Annotated in this window: 12 protein-coding genes; 5 read left to right on the plus strand and 7 right to left on the minus strand. The window is 72.4% G+C overall.

The features are described 5' to 3' along the window. From ACFYZB_RS35280 to ACFYZB_RS35300, 5 genes are all read right to left on the minus strand, one after another. Positions 1-1,317 carry an ABC transporter substrate-binding protein gene (locus tag ACFYZB_RS35280; protein ID WP_388765446.1) on the minus strand — a complete coding sequence of 439 codons (1,317 nt, stop codon included), beginning with the start codon at positions 1,315-1,317 and terminating at the stop codon, positions 1-3. A 275-nt stretch (positions 1,318-1,592) separates the two neighbouring features. Next, positions 1,593-3,650, minus strand: coding sequence for an elongation factor G (gene fusA, locus ACFYZB_RS35285; RefSeq protein ID WP_388765448.1), 2,058 nt, complete (start codon positions 3,648-3,650; stop codon positions 1,593-1,595). 427 nt (positions 3,651-4,077) lie between these two features. Continuing rightward, entirely contained in the window at positions 4,078-5,079 is a 1,002-nt protein-coding gene (locus tag ACFYZB_RS35290) for a substrate-binding domain-containing protein (protein WP_388765451.1), read from the minus strand. 57 nt (positions 5,080-5,136) lie between these two features. After that, entirely contained in the window at positions 5,137-6,228 is a 1,092-nt protein-coding gene (locus ACFYZB_RS35295) for an ABC transporter permease (RefSeq protein WP_388765452.1), read from the minus strand. Then, positions 6,225-7,814, minus strand: a complete 1,590-nt coding sequence (locus tag ACFYZB_RS35300; protein ID WP_351214253.1) for a sugar ABC transporter ATP-binding protein — start codon at positions 7,812-7,814, stop codon at positions 6,225-6,227. The genes ACFYZB_RS35295 and ACFYZB_RS35300 overlap by 4 nt, the downstream gene beginning before the upstream one ends. Positions 7,815-8,067: 253 nt before the next feature. On the opposite strand from ACFYZB_RS35300, the gene ACFYZB_RS35305 reads away from it, so the two are divergent. Beyond that, entirely contained in the window at positions 8,068-9,093 is a 1,026-nt protein-coding gene (locus tag ACFYZB_RS35305; protein WP_388765454.1) for a LacI family DNA-binding transcriptional regulator, read from the plus strand. A gap of 282 nt (positions 9,094-9,375) precedes the next feature. Here the strand turns inward: ACFYZB_RS35305 and ACFYZB_RS35310 are convergent, their stop codons facing one another. Then, a complete protein-coding gene (locus tag ACFYZB_RS35310; RefSeq protein WP_388765456.1) occupies positions 9,376-10,590 on the minus strand; it encodes a serine/threonine-protein kinase in 1,215 nt (404 codons plus the stop codon). Between the two features lie 285 nt (positions 10,591-10,875). Continuing rightward, positions 10,876-12,348: an MFS transporter gene (locus ACFYZB_RS35315; RefSeq protein ID WP_388765458.1), complete on the minus strand. Its 1,473-nt coding sequence runs from the start codon at positions 12,346-12,348 to the stop codon at positions 10,876-10,878. A 246-nt stretch (positions 12,349-12,594) separates the two neighbouring features. Between ACFYZB_RS35315 and ACFYZB_RS35320 the strand changes: the two genes are divergently transcribed. The 4 genes from ACFYZB_RS35320 to ACFYZB_RS35335 all read left to right on the plus strand — a co-directional run bounded on the left by ACFYZB_RS35320 (position 12,595) and on the right by ACFYZB_RS35335 (position 15,571). Continuing rightward, entirely contained in the window at positions 12,595-13,539 is a 945-nt protein-coding gene (locus ACFYZB_RS35320) for a helix-turn-helix domain-containing protein (RefSeq protein ID WP_388765460.1), read from the plus strand. A 326-nt stretch (positions 13,540-13,865) separates the two neighbouring features. Next, the gene (locus ACFYZB_RS35325) at positions 13,866-14,354 is read left to right on the plus strand and encodes a SpoIIE family protein phosphatase (RefSeq protein ID WP_388765463.1); all 489 of its coding nucleotides are present in this window, start codon (positions 13,866-13,868) and stop codon (positions 14,352-14,354) included. After that, positions 14,288-15,469: a PP2C family protein-serine/threonine phosphatase gene (locus ACFYZB_RS35330; protein WP_388765465.1), complete on the plus strand. Its 1,182-nt coding sequence runs from the start codon at positions 14,288-14,290 to the stop codon at positions 15,467-15,469. The genes ACFYZB_RS35325 and ACFYZB_RS35330 overlap by 67 nt, the downstream gene beginning before the upstream one ends. Before the next feature lie 27 nt (positions 15,470-15,496). Continuing rightward, positions 15,497-15,571, plus strand: coding sequence for a cytochrome c3 family protein (locus tag ACFYZB_RS35335; RefSeq protein WP_351214335.1), 75 nt, complete (start codon positions 15,497-15,499; stop codon positions 15,569-15,571). Positions 15,572-15,615: the final 44 nt, after the last annotated feature.

Below are 15,615 nucleotides of genomic sequence, written 5' to 3' on the forward strand. Positions count from 1 at the left end.
TCACGCCGCCGGCATCTGCTGCTGGGCCTTCTGCAGCGCGGCCTTGACCGAGTCGGTGGTCACCGTGCGCCCGGCGGCGGCGTCGGCGAACAGGTCCTTGACGGCCGTACCGACCGCCGTCTCGAACTGCGACTCGGACGCGACCTGCGGCAGGGCGGCCGCGCTGGTGGCGAGGGTGTTCTTCAGCACGGCGGTGGCCGGGGTGCTGAACGCGGCGTCCGCCTGCGCGGACTTGACCGGCGGGATGGAGCTGTAGGCCGTGTTGAGGATCTTCTGTTCCTCGTCGGAGGTCATGAACTTCACGAACTTCGTGGCGCCGTCGAGGTTGTGGGTGTTCCTGAAGACGGCGAGGTTGATGCCGGCGACCATCGAGTTGACCTGGGTGCCGGTGCCGGGGGTGCCGGAGAGCACCGGTACGGGCGCGATGCCGTAGGCGTCCGGGCTCATGCCCTGGGACTTGAGGTTGGCGGCGGCGGACTGCCACAGCAGCATCGCCTGCCTGCCCTTGGCGAAGTCGCTGACGGACTGGTTCTGCGCGTACTCGGCGTCGCCGGTCGGGATGACCTTGTCCTTCGCCATCAGGTCGACGTAACTCTTCACCGCGTCCACCACCTTGGGGTCGGTGAAGTCGGGCTTGCCGTCGCCGGTGAAGAAGTCGGCGCCGTGCTGCTTGGCGAAGACGAAGACGTGGTGGATGTTCTCCGCGAGGTTGGAGCCCTCCGCGCCGAGCGCGGACGTGCCCCTGGCCTGGATCTTCTTGCCGTCGGCGATCAAATCGTCCCAGGTGGCGGGTGGTTGCCCTATCCCGGCCTCGGCGAAGATCTTCTTGTTGTAGTAGAGGGCGTACGCCATCGAGTACAGCGGCACCGCGGCCGGGTCCTTGCCCGCCGCGCCGGTCGAGCCGAGCGCGGAGTCGACGAACCGGTCCTTGCCGCCGATCTCGGCGAACTTCTTGGCGTCCCATGGCAGCAGGGCTCCCGTCGCCTGCAGCGAGGCGCTCCAGGTGTTGCCGATGTTCAGCACGTCCGGGCCCTGGCCCGAGGTGGTCGCGGTGAGGATGCGGTTGAGCAGGTCGGACCAGGGCACGACCTCCAGCTTCACCTTGATCCCGGTCTGCTTCTGGAACTTGTCGAGTTCGGGCTGGAGGACCTGCTTGTCGACGGCGATGCTCGCGCCCTGGTTGGAGGCCCAGTACGTCAGCGTCTTCGGCGAGTCGTCGGACCCGCCGCCGCTGGACGAGCCTCCTCCGCAGGCCGTGGCCGCGAGGACGAGAGAGAGGGTGACGGCGCCTGTGGCCGCGGCTCGGATGCTGCGCATGGCTCCTGGTGTCCCTTTCCGGGAGTCGAGAACCCCGAGGCTGCTCACGGGAGCCGACACCCGTGCGGACCCGTGCGGGCCTGTTCGGCTCCCTAAGCCCCTCATGGCTTAATTTAGGACGTGAGTTAAACCTCGGGAGAAACGCTCGTCAAGAGAGCCGGCGCCGGCGAACGGCCGAACGGGCAGGAAAAGCGGGGAAAGACCGGGTTCGGGCCCCCTCCGGCGCGGGGCCCGCACCACCCGCCGGGTCGGCTGGTGGTGCGGGCCCCGCCCCGCTACCGGACCGCAGCCGGTCGCGGTGCCGGGGCGTAGCCGGCGGGGCGGGTCGTGAAGGTGCCGCGGCCCTGGGTGCGGCTGCGCAACCGGGTGGCGTAGCCGAAGAGTTCGGCCAGGGGCACAGTCGCCGTCAGTACGGCCGCGCCGCCACGGGTCTCGGAGCCGCCGACCCGGCCGCGCCGGGCCGCCAGGTCACCGAGGACCGAGCCGACGGCGTCCTCCGGCGCGGTGACCGTGACCTCGGCGACCGGTTCCAGCAGGGCCGTCGCGCAGGCGCGCAGGGCCGCGCGGAGCCCGAGCCGGCCGGCGGTGCGGAAGGCCGTGTCGGAGGAGTCCTTCACATGGGTGGAGCCGCCGGTGAGCGTGACGCGGAGACCCGTCACCGGGTGCCCGTCCAGCGGGCCCTCGGCGAGGGCGTCCCGGCAACCGGCCTCCACCGCACGCACGTACTCCTGCGGCACCGCCCCACCGACCACGGCGGAGCGGAACTCGAAGCCGGTGGCGCCGACCTCGGGGCCGAGGGGCTCCACGTCGAGCACGACATGGGCGAACTGACCGGCTCCGCCGTCCTGTTTGACGTGCCGGAACACGAACCCCGTCACTCCCTCGACGACCGTCTCGCGGTAGGCGACCCGCGGCCGGCCCACGGTGACCTCCGGTCCCCCGTCGCGGCGGATCTTCTCCACCGCGACCTCCAGGTGGAGTTCGCCCATGCCGGACAGCACGGTCTGCCCGGTCTCGGCGTCGGTGCGCACCACCAGCGAGGGATCCTCCTCGGCCAGCCGCCCCAGTGCCGTCGCCAGCCGGCCGGTGTCCGTGGCGCGCCGGGCCTCGACCGCGACGGACACCACGGGCTCGGCGGCCGGCGGCCGTTCCAGGAGCAGCGGGGCACCGGGGTCGCACAGCGTGGAGCCGGCCCGCGCCGACTTCACACCGGCCAGCGCGACGATGTCACCGGCGACCGCCCTCTCCAGCTGTGCATGCCGGTCCGCCATGACCCGCAGGATGCGCGCCACGCGCTCGGTGCGACCGCTGCCCGGGTCCCACACGGTGTCTCCCTTCTCGATGGTGCCCGAGTACACGCGCACGTAGGCGAGCCGCCCGGTGGCGCTCGCGTTCACCTTGAACACCAGCCCCGCGAACGGCACTTCCGGGTCGGCGTCCCGGTGCTGCTCCGCCCCCTCGTGGACGCCGCGTACCGCGGGGACGTCCAGCGGCGAGGGCAGATAGGCCACGACCGCGTCGAGCAGCGGCTCGATGCCCCGGTTGCGGTAGGCGGAGCCGCACAGCACGACCACACCGTCACCGGTGCGGGTGAGGTCGCGCAGGGTGGCGGAGAGGGTGCCGGCGGAGAGGGTCTCCCGGTCGCAGAACTCCTCCAGTGCGGACGGGTGCAGCTCCGCCACGGTCTCCTCCAGCGCCCTCCGCCGGCGTACCGCCTCCTCGCTCAGCGACTCGGGCACGGGCCCCTCCACGGCCGTACCCGCGCCGTCGGCCCAGACCAGCGAGCGCATCCGGACGAGGTCCACCACACCCGTGAACCCGTCCTCGGCGCCGATGGGCAACTGGACCACGAGCGGGACCGGATGCAGTCTCTGCCGGATGGACTCGACGGCCCGGTCCAGGTCGGCGCCCGCCCGGTCCATCTTGTTGACGAAGGCGATTCTCGGCACGCCGTGCCGGTCCGCCTGCCGCCACACCGACTCGCTCTGCGGCTCGACCCCGGCGACGGCGTCGAACACGGCGACCGCGCCGTCCAGGACGCGCAGCGAGCGCTCGACCTCGTCGGCGAAGTCGACGTGGCCGGGGGTGTCGATGAGGTTGATGCGGTGCCCGTCCCAGGCGCAGCTGACGGCGGCGGCGAAGATGGTGATGCCGCGGTCGCGCTCCTGCGGGTCGAAGTCGGTGACGGTGGTGCCGTCGTGCACCTCGCCCCGCTTGTGGGTGGTGCCCGTCACGTAGAGGATCCGCTCGGTGACGGTGGTCTTGCCCGCGTCGACGTGGGCGAGGATGCCGAGGTTGCGGATCGCGGCGAGGGTGGTGGTGTTCGTGCGCACGGCCCAGGGCCTTTCTGAGGATCTCGAGGATCGGAAAAGGGCAGCGCGATTACCCGTGCGTCCGGGTCAGCGGGGCGTCACGGGCGTCCGGTGCCGGCCGCGCAGCGGGCACCGGCCGGACAAGGACACGAGGATCACCTCGTACCGGGAACGGGGAGCGACGACAGCGGTGCGTGCGCGCACGGCCGGGCTCCCCTCTGTGTCGGACGACAGGCACCGCCGTACGGTCGTGGCGGTGCTCGGTACGGGATGACGGTACGAGAGGGAGGCGGGCGGGGGCACGTCATTTTCCGATACGCCGTCAGGGGGGACGGGGTCGGAGCACCGCGGGCCGTGGTCTCCGCCACTGACGACGGCCGGGCGGAGAGCGGTGAACCCATGGCCGAGGCCATGGGTTCCTGCCGGAAGGGCGGAGGCGCGGCCGGGCTCAGCCGAGCTTGGCCGACATGTCGTACTGCTTGTAGATGTCCGCGGCGTTGTCCTTGGTGATCCTGGTGGTCTGCAGGGTCTGCTTCTTGCCGACGGTCTTTCCGTGTGCGACGGCCTCGGCGGTGGCCGCCGCCTGCTCGGCGCCGGTCGGGTAGATGAACGTGGTGTACATCTGGCCGAGCTGTACGGCCCGGATGCCCCCCGTCGGGATGGCGAGGCCGTCGATGCCGACGAACTTGATGCCGTCGGCCTTGCCCGCGCCGCGGGCGGCGAGCACGGCGCCGAGGGCCATGTCGTCGTTCTCGCCGTAGACGAGGTCGATCTTCGTGTTCTGGTCCAGCCAACGCTGCATGATCGTGGTGGCGTTGGCCTTCAGCCACTTCGCCTCCTGGTGGTACACGATGGTGATGTGGTGTCCGGCGATGGCGTCTCTGAAGCCCTTGTCGCGGTCGATCTGCGGCTGGTCGGACAGGGTCCCCTGCAGTTCGGCCACGTTGCCGCCGTGCGGCAGGGCCTGCACCGCCGCCTCACCCGCCATCTTGCCGATCTTGTAGTTGTCGCCGCCGATGAAGGACGTGTAGCAGTCGGTGTTCACCGTGCGGTCCAGGACGATGACCGGGATGTGCGCGGTGCACGCCTGCTGCACCGCGGCGGTCAGCGGGGCCGGCTCGTTGGGCGAGAGGATCAGGACGTCGGCCTTCTGCTGGATGAAGTTCTGCACCTGGCTCACCTGGGTGGCGCTGTCCTGGTGGGCGTCGGTGATGGGCAGCAGCTTCAGGTCCGGGTACTTCTTGACGAAGTACTCCAGCTGCGCGTTGAGCTGGGCGCGGTACGGCTCGGCGTTGTTGGACTGGGAGTAGCCGACCACGAACGTCTTCTTGCCGCTGCCCGAGCCGGCGGCGGTCTTCGGCGCGTGGGCGGCGCAGGAGGTGAGGGTGGCGACGGTGGCGACCGCGCCGGCGACGGCCACAGCGGCGCGGCTCAGGGACACAGCGGACACAACGGACTCCTTGCGTGGGTGAGGGTGAGCGGTGGTGCGGGGGGGTACGGGGGAAGGTCAGGCGCGGGCGCGCAGGCGGCGCAGCGGCTGGATGAGGGGCTGGAGGAAGCCCGGGCGCTGCAGCACGACGGCCATGACGACGATGAGACCCTTGATGATCATCTGCATGTTGTCGCTGATCGCGTTGAGCCCGAGGATGTTGTCCAGCAGAGTGAGGATCAGCGCGCCGACGGCGGTGCCGGTGATGGTGCCCTTGCCGCCGGCCAGGCTGGTGCCGCCGATGACGGCCGCGGCGATGGCGTCCAGCTCGTAGGAGGTACCGGCCAGCGGGTCGGCCGAGGCGCTGTAGGCGGCGTCGATCGGACCGGCGAATCCGGCCAGCAGTCCGCAGAGCGTGAAGACGGTGATGATCACCAGGGTGACGTTGACCCCGGAGAGCCGGGCGGCCGTGGGGTTGCCGCCCACGGCGTACACGTGCCGTCCGAACCTGGTCCTGGAGAGCAGCAGTTGGACCGCGACACAGACCGCGACGAACGCGATCACCGGGTAGCCGATGCCCCCGATCAGGGTGTGGCCCGGCGTGCCCAGCGCGGCGAAGGCGGCGGCCTGGGGCGTGAGATGACCGTGGGGGTCCACCAACTGCACACCGACGGCCACGTTGTTGCTCATCTGCCGGTCGATGCCGCGCACCACCGACAGCATGGCCAGGGTCATCACGAAGGACTGGATGCGCAGCCAGGTGGTGCCGATCCCGTTGAGGAAACCGAAGAACGCCCCCACCAGCGCGCACAGCGGGACGATCGCCCAGGGCGACAGGCCGTGGTGGACCAGCAGCATCGCCGCGGTCATGGACCCGATGCCCAGCACCGAACCCACGGACAGGTCGATCCCCGCGGTGAGGATGACCAGGGTGACGCCGACCGCGAGGATGCCGCGCGAGGCGAAGGCGGTGACGGCGTTGGTGAGGTTGTCCTGGTTCCAGAAGATCTGGCCCTTGGTGACGATGCCGACGGCGACCACCAGCAGCAGGCTGATGTAGCTCTGCAGGGAGCCGAGTGACGGCAGGGACCGGGACAGGCGCCCCCGCAGCGTCCGGAGGTGCTCACCGGTGTCGGCGGCGGTGTCCGCCGGTGGGAGTGTCCTGCTCATTTCTCTGCCTCGTTCCCGTCCGCCGGTGGTCCGGCCACAACGTTCTGCCGTGCCATCGCCGCGGTGAGGATGGCCTCCTGGGTCGCGGCCGGCCCCCGGGCCGGGTCGCGATGGAACTCGCCGGTCAGCCGCCCCTCGCAGAGGACGACGATCCGGTCGCACATGCCGATCAGCTCCGGAAGCTCGGAGGAGACGGCGATGATCGCGGTGCCCTGGCCCGCGAGGGCGTCCATCAGGGCGTGGATCTCGGCCTTGGCCCCGACGTCGATGCCCCGCGTCGGCTCGTCGAGCAGCAGCACCGAGGGCTCGGTGAGCAGGCACTTGGCCAGCACCACCTTCTGCTGGTTGCCGCCGGAGAGGGTGCCGACCACGGCGTCCAGGCTGTGCGTCTTGGTGCGCAGCTCCGCGACCTTGCCGGCCGCTGCCGCCTTCTCCCGGCGGGCGTCCACGGTCCGCCACGGCCTGAGGTAGCGGTCGAGGGCGGCCAGGGTGGTGTTGAACCGTACGGTGTTGCCGATCACCAGGCTCTGCGCCTTGCGGTCCTCGGCGACCAGCGCGATGCCCCGGCGGATCGCCGTGCGGGGGGTGTGCGGGGTGTACGGGCGGTCGTTCAGCGTGATCTCGCCGTGCACGCGGTCGCCGGCCCCGAAGAGGGCCTCCAGCACCTCGCTGCGCCCGGCACCCATCAGCCCGGCGACGCCGAGGATCTCCCCGGCGCGGACCTCGAAGTGGACCGAGTGCAGCGGCGTACGGGTACCGCCGGGCGCGAGAGTCGTGGTCAGGCCCTTCACGCGCAGTCGCACCGGGCCGTCGGACCGCTGCTCCGCCGCCCTGGGGAACAGCTCGCCCAGGGGCCGTCCGACCATCAGCCGTACCAGCTCGGCACGGTCGGTGCCGGCGACCGGGCGGCGGCCGGCGAAGGTGCCGTCGCGCAGCACGGTCGCCGAGTCGGCGATCTCCTCCAGCTCCTCCAGCCGGTGCGAGATGTAGATCAGCCCGACGCCGCGGGCCGCCAGCCGGCGGATCACGGAGAACAGCCGCTCCACCTCCGCCTCGGCGAGCGCGGACGTCGGCTCGTCCAGCACCAGGATCCGCAGGGTGCCGTTCAGCGCCTTGGCCACCTCGACGAGTTGCTGCTCGGCGATGCGGCAGTCGCGGACCAGCCGGCCCGGGGGGACGGTGAGGCCGAGGTCGGCCAGCAGCTCCGCGGTGCGGGCGTGCATCGCCGTACGGTCCAACGTGCCGCGTGCGGTGCGCAGTTCGCGGCCGAGGAAGACGTTGTCGGACACGGACAGCTCGGGCACCAGGTTGAGCTCCTGGTGGATCATCGCGATGCCGTGCTGCTGGGCGTGTTTCGGTGAGTGGATCCGCACCGGCTCGCCGTCGATCTCGATGGTGCCCTCGTAGTCGGCGTGCACCCCGGCGAGGATGTTCATCAGCGTCGACTTGCCGGCGCCGTTCTCGCCGAGCAGGGCCACCACCTCGCCCGGATGGACGGTCAGTTCGACGTCGCTGAGCGCCCGGACGCCCGGGAACTCCTTGCTGATGCCCCGCATTCGCAGCAGGGCGGGCGGTGCGCCGCTCATGCCGCGCCGTCCGCGTTCATCCGCGCCATCGCGGACCTCCCATGGTGCACAGGTGACGTTCGTTGTGGGAAATCGATTTCAGAAGACCGCGCACCTCGCCCACTGCCACATGAGCATGCTGGTTCAGGAATGGCTGCTTCACAGCGGCGGAGAGGCCCGCGGATCCTTGAAATCCTTTTCAGAGGGAACGTAGGGTTTGCCGTCCGAGGGTGTCAAGAGTCCTGAACGGGTCGGGCAAGAGGTCGGAGGACCCATGACGACGATCAACGACGTGGCCCGGGCCGCCGGGGTCTCCCCCGCCACGGTCTCCCGGGTGCTGAACGGGGGCCGCGTCACCGCCGAGCGCGCCGAACGGGTGCGGCGCGCGGCGGCCGAGCTGGGCTTCGCCCCCAACCGGGTCGCCCGTTCGCTGCGGATGCGGCGCAGCAGCCTCATCGGACTGATCATCCCGGACATCGCGAACCCGTTCTTCACGGCGCTGGCCCGCGGCGTCGAGGACGCGGCCCAGCGCACCAGCTTCTCGGTGGTGCTGTGCAACACCGACGGGAACCTCGACAAGGAACGGCGTTATCTGGACATCGCCGTCGCCGAACGGATGGCCGGCGTCATCGTGGCCGCCGCGTCCCGCAGCCGCACCGACGTGTCCGCCCTGCAGAGCCGCGGCATACCGGTGGTCGCGGTGGACCGCCGCCCCCGCGGGGCCGGAGTGGACGCCGTACTGGTGGACAACGAGGACGGCAGCGCGGCCGCCACGGCCCACCTGCTGGCCCGCGGCTACCGGCGGATCGCCTGCATCACCGGCCCGCAGGGCGCCTCCACCGCGGAGGAACGGCTCGCCGGCTACCGCAGGGCGCTCCGCACGTTCCTGGACGACGGGCCGGGTGCTCCGGCCGGGGACGTGGACCGGCTGCGCGAGTACACCCGGCACGCCGACTTCAGGGCCGAGGGCGGGTACACGGCCATGGCCGGTCTGCTCGCCCTGCCGCTGCGGCCGGACGCGGTCTTCGCGGCCAACAACCTGATGGCCGCCGGGGCGTTGCAGGCGGTGCGCGAGGCAGGTCTGGAGCCACCCGAGATCGGTGTCCTGTCGTTCGGCGAGGTGCCCTGGGCGCCGCTGGTGCAGCCCGGCCTGACCACGGTCCGGGTGCCCTCGTACGACCTGGGCCGGACAGCGGCCGGCCTGCTGCTGGACCGGATCACCGGGACGGAACGGCCCCTGCGCACCGTGGTGTTGCGCACCTCCCTCCGGGTCGGACGGAGCACCGCGGGGCCGGTGTGATCCCGGATGTCGTACGGGCGCGCCGCGCCGGCCCTCCGGGCTCGCGGCGCCATGCTCCCGCCGGCGTCACCCGGCGAGAGGGCGTCGGCTCGGAACCGGGTGCCCGGAGTGCCGGCCCCTGGGCCAGGCCCTGTCGTCGAACCCCGTCGTCCGCCCGAAGGGCGGGCCCTGCGGCGTCAGGTGCGTGCTCTGGGGTCCCCCCGGCCGAAGGCTGGGAGAGGGAGATCGACGACGGGGCCCAGCAGCGCCCCCTGTCTGTTCCCCGCCGGCGAGACGCTCTGTTCAGTGGTGGGAGTGCGGTCCCCTGGCTTTCCCGGCGTTCCGTTCGGCCTTGCGCTCGTGGCCCCGGTCGTCACCGCGCCGGCGCGCAGGCGGCGCCGTGACGGTCGGGGGCGGTGTCCGGGGTGCGGGTGGGGAGGTGAGTGTTGCCGGGGCGGGGGAAGACGGCGACGACGGGGTGGGGTCGCCGGAATCGATCGACGCGCCCAGGGCTGCCGCGGCGGTGAAGAGGGCCAGGCCGACGCCGCAGAGTGTGGCTCGGGTGGCCAGTCCGCGGCGGCCCCGCGGACGGGAGTGCGCCGCATCCCGGGATGCACGGGGCTGCGGGCCGGGAGCGTGAGCGAAGGGCCGGGCAGGCAGGGTGGCGGGGCCGCCGCCCGGCTGGGCCGGGAGCGGGGTCCGGTGGCATGCGGCGAGCCAGTCGGCCGCCTGCTGGGCCGTGGGCCGGTGGGCCGGATCCTTGGCGAGCAGACGCAGCACGTAGTCGGACAGGGGCTGCGGTGTCCCGGGGCGCAGCCGGACGGGCGGCGGTGGGACGGCGTCGACGTGCTGCTGCACCACGGCCAGCGAGGTCGCACCGCGGAACGGGGGCCTGCCGGTGAGCAGTTCGTACAGCACGCAGCCGAGGGAGTAGACGTCGGAGGCGGGCTGGGCCGGGCGGCCGAGGGCGCGTTCGGGGGCGAGGTAGTCGGCGGTGCCGAGGATCTTGCCGGTGACGGTCAGGGAGCCGGCCGCCTCGTCGGCGAAGCGTGCGATCCCGAAGTCGGCGACCTTCGCCGTACGGTCGCCGGTCAGCATCACGTTGGCGGGCTTCACATCCCGGTGGACCACTCCCTGGCGATGCGCCGCGGCCAGACCGGCGGCCACCTGGGCGACGACGGCCGCCGCGTCCTGGGGTGCGAGGACACCGCGCAGGGACCGGTCCTGGGCGAGGCTCCAGCCCTCGACGAGCTCCATGACCAGGTAGAGCCGGCCTTGGTGGGAGCCGAAGTCGTACATGCCCACGACGTTGGGGTGGTTGAGCCGGCCCGCGGTCTGCGCCTCCAGGCGGAAGCGTTCGGCGTCCGCGGCGTCCTCGGCACACAGCAGCTTGACCGCCACGGGACGCCCGAGGAGCTGGTCCGCGGCCCGCCACACCTCCCCCATCGCGCCGCGCCCCAGCCGTTCCTGCAACTGATAGCGGTCCGCCAGCAGCGCCTGCACACCCACCTCGATCATCACGACGTTCTTGCTTCCGCAGACCCCCGGCCTCACGGGCTGGTGGCCGTTCGGCTGCGGGTGGCCGGGCGACCGCCGTACGGGGTGCCAGGGATCCCCTGGGTCCCGGGTCCACCCCCTACAGCGCACGGAAGCCCGGCGGCGTCACAGGTCGCAGGCCCGGCGGCGCGCTCGCGCCGGGTCTTCGCCCGGCCGGCCGGGCGATGCGACGGACTCCGCCCTGTGCTCGTAGTGCGCGTGGGTGTGATGCGGGGGCAGCCGCGGGGCGTGTGGAGTCGACGGGGATCAGCCGCGGCGCAGGAGGAGGCGGGAGAGGGCCGCGGTGGCGAGGAGAAGGGCGGCTACGGCGAGGAGGCCGGTGCGCATGCCCGGGAGGGAGAAGCCGCCGCCCGGGCCGGAGAGCAGGCTGCCGAAGAGGGCGACGGCAAGCGCACCGCCGGTCTGGCGGAAGGAGTTGAGCAGCCCCGACGCGGTCCCGGCCCGCTCCCGGGGGACGGCGTCCATCAGCAGCGCGGTCAGCGCGGGCACCACGAGCGCCCCGCCGATGCTCAGCGGCAGCAGCAGGACCAGCACGAGCCACACGGGAGTGTGTGCGGCCAGCGGCAGCATGGCCAGCATCGCCGTGATGAAGACCACCTGCCCGGCGACGATCACCGGGCGCCGCCCGATCCGCTCCGCCAGCCGCGGCGAGACCAGGTTGGTCGCGGTCACCACCGCCGACATCGGGACGAACATCAGCCCGGCCACGATCCCCGACATCCCGCGCAACTGCTGGTAGTACAGCCCCAGGAGGAAGATCCCGCCGTAGAAGGCGGCGTTGACGGCGAAACCGACCGCGAGCGGGACGGCCACCTCGCGGTCCCTCAACATGGCCAGCGGAACCATGGGTTGGCGGTGCCGGGCCTCCACCGCGCAGAAGGCGTAACCGGAGGCGACGGCGAGCGCGGCGGCGGCGAGTACCGGGCCGCTGGTCCAGCCCCGGTGCCCGCCCTCGATCACCGCGAAGGCCAGCCCGGCCAGGGCCAGTACGGCGGTGAGCTGGCCCACGCCGTCCAGGGCGGCGGGCCGGCGCGGGGAGCGCGGCACCCGGACCAGCAGGCCCAGGATCACCGCGCCCACCGGCAGGTTGAGCAGGAAGACGGCCCGCCAGCCGGCCCAGTCGGTGAGCAGCCCGCCCAGCACCGGGCCCGCGGCCATCGCCACCGAGCCACCGACCGTCCACAGCGCGATGGCGCGGGCGCGCGCCCGGGCGTCCTCGTACGCCTGCCGGACGAGCGCCAGCGAGGCCGGCATCACGACCGCGGCGGCGCCGCCCTGCGCCACGCGCGTGGTGACGAGCACGCCGATGCCGGGCGCGAGCGCGCAGCCGAGGGAGGCGAGGGTGAACAGGGCGACGCCCCAGGCGTAGGCGCGGCGGGCGCCGGCGCGGTCGGCGAGGGCACCTGCGGAGAGCATCAGGGCCGCGAACATCAGGGTGTACGCGTCCACCACCCACTGCAGCCCGGCCATCCCGCCGTCGAGGGAGCTCCGGATCGCGGGCAGCGCGATGTTCACGGCCGAGACGTCGATGGTGATCACGGTGAACCCGAGCAGAGAAGCGACCAGCGCGAGACCGCTGCGCCGCGGTGCGGCGGGGGCGGCGGTGGGTGGTGCGGCTGGTCGGGGCTGGTCCGGGTGTCGTCGCCAGGGTGTGTGTGCCGATGACCCGGGGGTGTGCCCGTGAGCGAGGGCGGCGGACCGGGAAGGAGTGCTCGGCATCGTGAATTCCTCACTTCTGCTGGTAATTGACGGCTGGTCGGCTCGTGTGGTGGCGGGCGGCACGGTCCGCCGGGGCCGCGGTCCGGTGTCGTGCACCCCCTGGGCCCCGGCGGACGGGCCGCCCGCTCCGGATCAACTCTGCGCCCGCGCACGGCCGTCCGGCAGACCGGGCGCTGCCCGGGGTGCCGCGTTCCAGGCCCTGACACGGCCCCCCAGGCTCCCCGCCCCACCTGCCACAATGGTCGGATGACAGCAGCAGCGGACGCGCGGGGCACCGAACTGGGCAGGTACCTGAAGGCCCGCAGGGCACAGGTGCGCCCGGAGGACGTCGGGCTCCCGAGCGGTGCGGGCGTGCGCCGCACTCCCGGACTGCGCCGGGAGGAGCTGGCCGCACTGGCGGGGGTGAGCGTCGACTACTACATCCGCCTGGAGCGCGGTCGGGAGACCAACCCGTCCCCCGCCGTCGTGGACGCCCTCGGCCGTGCCCTGCGGCTGCGCGGCGATGCGTACGAACGTCTGCACGAACTCGCGGAGCTGGCCTCGGGCCGGGTCTCGGAGCTGTCCGCCTGTTCGGACAACACCGTGCGCGACTCGGTTCTGCGCATGCTGGAGTCGGTGCGGCCGCTGCCCGCCTATGTGGTGAGCCGCTACAACCGCGTGCTGGCCGCGAACCCGCCCGGCCGGCGGCTGCTGCCCGGGCTCTGGGACTGGCCCGAGGAGCGGCGCAACGTGACCCGCTACGTCTTCCTCCACCCGGTCGGCCGGAAACTCTACGAGCCGTGGTTGGAGAACGTCGCCCTCTCGGTGGCCCATCTGCGAGCAGTCGCCGGGGCCGACCCGGACGACCCCGAGCTGACCGCGCTCGTCGGCGAACTCGTCTTGAAGTCACCGGAGTTCGCGCGCCTGTGGGAGCGCTACGACGTCTGTGAGCGCGGCGGCGGGCAGAAGACCTTCCGTCATCCGGTGGTCGGTCCGATGACCCTGACGTACGAGGTCATGCGACTTGCCCGGACGGGCGGCCAGCGGATGGTGGTCTACCAGGCGGTCCCCGGTACCCCGGACGAGGAGGCCATGTTCCGCCTGGAGTCCCCGGACGCCCGGCCGGAGTCCGCGCCCTCGGACGGTGCGGAGCCCGCCACCGAGCCGTGCCACGCCGACGTGGCGCCCCCGGCCCACGCCGCCGCCGGCTGAGCCCGTGGTGGCCCCGGCCACCAGGTGTCGGCCGGGCTGGGCGACCGGACCAGGCGCCAGTTCTTCGACACGCCATTGCCGGTCCTGCTGTCGACGAACGAGACGTGCATCGGCGCGCACCTGCGCGAGGAACTCACCACGGTCACCGTGCCCGCCCTGGTCGTCCAGGGCGACGCCGACCGCTCGGCGCCGATCGAGCAGACCGGCCGCAGGCCCCATGCCCTGCTGCCCGACTCCCGGCTCGTCGTGATCGAGGGCACGGGACACAGCCTCTGCATGAGCGACCCGGACCGCTACAACAGGGAACTGCTCGCCTTCGCGAACGCGTGGTCGATCTGCCGGCCGGGCCGCCGCTCGGCCTGGGCAGCCTGCCCTTCGAGGCGACGGAGCTCACCTTGCCCGAAAAGAGCCTGCTCGCCCTGTTCACCGACGGTCTCGTCACGGCCGGTGGCCGCGACTTCGACGACGGTGTGGCCGCGCTGCGGAGCGCTCTCGCCCGGCCCGCCGCCTCACTCGAAGCACTGGCCGACACCGTCCTGGACACGGTGTGTCCCGGACCGCACGACGACGACATCGCCCTGCTGCTCGCCCGCACGCAGGTTGGTCGCCCGGCTCACCCGGCGCTGGGGCACCCGCCACACACACGCGGGCAGGACGATCCGGGTCGAACAGTCGATCGGTGGGCCGCGACCGGCCCGTCGGCGGTGTGCGGTCGTGAGCGTGGCGTGACGGGTGCACTGTGGAAGATGTGGATGCCCGGCGACCCCTTGCCGGTCTGCGGCAGCCGTGGCGGTCGAGCCATGCGCTGCTGCTGATCCCGATCGTGCTCATCCTGGTGATCGCGGTGGTGGACCAACTGGTCCCGGCCGACATCCATCTCGGCCCGCTGCTGGTCATCGCCCCCGCGATCACCGTCTCGTTCGCCGGCCCCTGGCCGACGGGGCTGATCGGACTCCTGGCCGTGGGCGCGCAGGCGTACATCGGCTGGCACTTCGGCGTGCTGTTCAGCCGCAACGTACTCGTCCAGATCCTCGCCCTTGCCGTGCTGTCGGCCCTGACCGTGTTCTACTGCGTGATACGCGAGCGCCGCCGACGCCAGCTGGCGCAGGTCCGCATGATCGCCGAGGCGGCGCAGCACGTCCTGCTGTGGCCGCTGCCGGAGCAGATCGGCCCGATGAAGGTCGCCTGTCTGTATCTGGCCGCCGAGGCCGAGGCCCAGATCGGCGGCGACCTGTACGCGGCGACCCCCACCGACAACGGCGTCCGGGTCATGATCGGTGACGTGCGCGGGAAGGGCCTGTCCGCCATCGGCGAGGCCGCACTGATCATCGGGGCGTTCCGCGAGGCCGCCCACCACCACACCGCGCTGCCCGCACTGGCCTTCGCCCTGGAAGAGAGCGTGGCCCGCAACCTGCCCACGCTGGAGTCCGAGGAGGAGAGGGGCGAGCGGTTCGCCACCCTGATGCTCATGGAGATCCCCGACGAGGGTCACATCATCCGGATACTGAGCTGCGGCCACCCCCCGCCCCTGCTCCTCAGCCACGGCAGCGCCGTCGCGGTCCCGGTGCACCCGGCGCCCCCGCTCGGCATCCACGGGCCGGCGGCCAGGGACGACTACACGGTCGACGTGTTCTCCTTCGAGCCCGGCGACACCCTCCTGCTCTACACCGACGGGGTCATCGAGGCCCGTGATGCCGACGGCGTCTTCTACCCCCTCGCCGAGCGAGCCACCCGGTGGGCCGGCAGCAGCCCCGAGAAGCTGCTCCACCACATCCGCCGCGATCTCCTCGACCACGTCGGGGGAAGCCTCGGCGACGACGCCGCGCTCATCGCACTGTGCCGCACGCCGACCGGCACTCAGGGCCGTCGCCACGGGCACGGCTTCGATGTCGGCAGGTTCGGTCACGCCCGGGACCGGTCCGCTCGCTGAGCCGTACGAACGCGCAGGCCAGGCCTTGTGCCGGTCCGGGAGGGTGGGTGCGGTCGTTGCCACCACCCCCGTGGGCGGCAACGACCACACCTCGATCACTAGAAGGTGAAACTATCCTCTTCTGGTGATCTGATCAAGTGGCTAGA

The organism is Streptomyces sp. NPDC001852 (assembly GCF_042891825.1).
Classification (GTDB): Bacteria; Actinomycetota; Actinomycetes; order Streptomycetales; family Streptomycetaceae; genus Streptomyces.